Origin of the sequence: Ottowia massiliensis (assembly GCF_900240305.1) — a bacterium.
GTDB classification, from domain to species: domain Bacteria; phylum Pseudomonadota; class Gammaproteobacteria; order Burkholderiales; family Burkholderiaceae_C; genus Ottowia; species Ottowia massiliensis.
In genome coordinates, this window is the sequence record NZ_LT964861.1 from 1 (window position 1) to 2,085 (window position 2,085).

At 40.0% G+C, this 2,085-nt stretch carries 2 protein-coding genes; both read right to left on the reverse strand.

Going from position 1 to position 2,085, the window contains the following annotated elements; translation table 11 throughout:
* Positions 1-953 precede the first annotated feature (953 nt).
* Positions 954-1,520, reverse strand: coding sequence for a hypothetical protein (locus tag C1720_RS13465; protein WP_146007065.1), 567 nt, complete (start codon positions 1,518-1,520; stop codon positions 954-956).
* Positions 1,508-2,085: RHS repeat-associated core domain-containing protein (locus C1720_RS12510; RefSeq protein ID WP_199171042.1), on the reverse strand; the 578-nt coding region annotated here is incomplete at its 5' end. The genes C1720_RS12510 and C1720_RS13465, both read right to left, overlap by 13 nt.

Here is a 2,085-nt window from a genome sequence, read left to right on the forward strand (position 1 = left end):
TTTTGAGCTGGCCGTTTTCGTCGGTGTCGGCAATGGGGCGCAGGCTGTCCTGGTAGATCAGCCCGTATTGCAGCTGGCCGTTCTTCTTTTTGCCTATGCGCCGGTTGAGCGGGTCGATCAGGTATTCAATTTGCGCGCCATCGGGCAGGGTGACCAAGCGACCAAGCGCAGGTTGCCCAAGCTGTCGTAGGTGTAATGGGTGACTGAAATTTCTAATTACGGCAATCCATCCTTATTGTTTGTCCATCTTTATAGGCGAAATAATCAGTGCACACCTTACCCTCCTTGCATATATATCTGACTCTAATATCCATAGAACTCAATATTTCTCCAGGAGTTGTTATTCCGTCTTGATTCCAATCCATTTCCTTTAGTGAGTAATCATGCAGTAGATAATGCCTCGACCATAATAGCCCCATCATCATCACAGAAAGCGTTATTACTATCTTTTTCATTCATCCTTTCTTGTGTTATCTAAACTCAAGTTCGTATCCGATGTGCAAATTGGTAAAAAATAATTTTCGGATGATTCCATGTCTGCGAAGATTACTCTATTATGCTTTCTGTAAATAAGCTCTCTCTTGACACCTATGGTGCGCGGCACCTCTCTCTTCAGTATGTCCATATTATCGATAACTGCATTCCATTCCTTTGTGTTCAAGCATTTTTGTTCTAGTATCCGATCTAGTTCATTTTGGGCATCTCTATTACTGCATATTATATCTACAACGAAAATAAATATCAAACAAAAACCAGCAAGAGATATCTTTCGATTAATTGATGGAAGTGTTATTAATAATAAGATGACTATGCTCATCATAGATATAAAATATGAATGCACTACAATCCAAAATATAAATAGTACTACATGCAACAAGATAAATAAAATATTGCTGACAGCAAACATTATGGTAATCTAACGCGAATATATTTAAAGACGGATAATTATAATTTTATAGGTCGCATCTTATCTTGGTAGGTTTTATTTTAACGAGAGAGTACGGAGCAGAATTGATATATAAACAATTATTATGCCTGCCAATATGATAGTCACTTGCAAACACGATATATCGAACCGTGATTACTCCTGCATTTGGTTCAAGCAGGTTTTTTTCCATCTCTGATTCGATTGATTTATTGTTAATATTCATGGCATGCATCATTAGAGATATATATAATATACTGAATAGGATGAAACAACTCAACCATTTTACAGGCAATTGTTTTCCGGAAATAAGAATAAAAGGGATCATGCAGCTTAATATCAGCATCATTCCCGCTGTTGTTATGCCAAACAAACTGGAAAAGAAGTCCCCGGCAACAATCGCGCATAATCCTAAAATGGCGTGAAATACAATCCATATGCCTATATTCATAGAATGCGCCATGTTATACACAATGGTTAAGGCGATTAATGCCGCTCCAAACATAATTAAAACAAGGTTGTTTGAAGCAACCAATAACAAACCTAATATTGCAAATAAAATATATGAAATATGGTGTGTATTTATTTTTTGCATGCTAACGGACATTGTTGTGCAACATAATCAGAAAAACTGTTCTGCCATGCAGCATTGATTCCTATGATTATGCCGCGCAAATCTGCGGCAGCATCGTCTAACCAAGCGCTAGAACCAGTTCCATTCGAATAAGCCGAATAAGCAGAACCGCCGGATGCATACCATCCCATAAGACTAAGGACAGCTAACCCAGCACCACGCCTTAATATTCCTGTACTTCTGGTTGCCCTGTGAGCCACCAGAACATATTGAAGATCAACACCTTCCGCATTGTAATTATTGCCCCCTTCCGATAATCCAAGACTTTCCAGAAAATCCCTTTCTTTTGTAAGATCGCCCGGAGTCATTGGCGAACCATTAATCCATGGATTATCCGGATGTTCTGCCATCTTCCATAACGCTTCACACAATGTTGGAGAGAGACCCGTCATATCCGTGATATTCACCGGATCCTGCAAGACATACCCATAAAGGTTCGAATCGCCTCCGTCAAAGAGGATGGGATCCTTGGCTGTCCATCTTCCCGTTTCGGCGTCATAGTCGCGCGCGCCAAAGCGCGTCAGCT

Coding starts and splice junctions, on each gene's coding strand:
- C1720_RS13465 (WP_146007065.1), bottom strand. CDS start 1,520: ATGCAAAAAATAAATACACACCATATTTCATATATTTTATTTGCAATA.